The 851-nt window shown below is 43.9% G+C and carries 1 protein-coding gene; it reads right to left on the bottom strand.

What is annotated here, in order from left to right; genetic code table 11:
• On the bottom strand, positions 1-654 hold a 654-nt coding region (gene folE, locus A3762_RS04025), incomplete at its 3' end, for a GTP cyclohydrolase I FolE (protein ID WP_068754210.1).
• Positions 655-851: the final 197 nt, after the last annotated feature.

Here is an 851-nt window from a genome sequence, read left to right on the forward strand (position 1 = left end):
TTGACGGGTGCGCTCATTCGACTTGAATGTTCCGCCTAATGCAGTCGTTGACGTGTAAGAGTTTGAATCCATTATGCCGCGCGATTTAACACAGTAATGAGTTGCGTTAATGGACACCGCAACATCTTCCGTTCCAAGCAATGTCTGTAATGCTAATAGAACTTGTTGTGTCAGTCTTTCCTGAACCTGAGGGCGTTGAGCGAAGAATCGAACAATACGATTAATTTTCGATAAGCCAATCACTTTGTCTTTTGGAATGTATGCAACCTTTGCTGAACCATCGATCGTTACGAAGTGATGCTCACAGGTGCTAGTGACGCTAATGTTAGATACCGTCACCATCTCATCAACATTCATTTTATTGTCGATCACAGAAATCTTTGGGAAGTTTCCATAGTCGAGACCAGAAAATATCTCGCGAACGTACATCTTGGCGATTCGATGAGGTGTCTCGGCTAGGCTGTCATCGTTCAGATCAAGGCCAAGTGTTGATACTACGTCTGTAAACAAGGACTTCAAACGTTCATATTTTTGATCGTTATTTAATCCTGTTGGGATGAGTGGCGTTTCAAGGCCTGCTTCGACGAGCGCGTCTCGAACCAAGCGCGCTTCTTGGCTCACTTTGTGAGTGACTGTGGTGCTTAGAGCTTCCATGATTTAGTCCTTCTGTTGAGTGCTTTGGACAGCGTGGAATTAGGCTTGAAATTCAAGTGAGAGTGAAACGGAATCAGCAAAGCGTAATGCATGTGGTTTATCTATCTTAACACGAGCATAGCTGACCCAGGGATGTTCATGACAAATCAATAAAACGTCACTCACTAATTTCTCGAGCAATAAGAACCTGCCTTGCT

The sequence above is a fragment of the Oleiphilus sp. HI0125 genome (assembly GCF_001635355.1).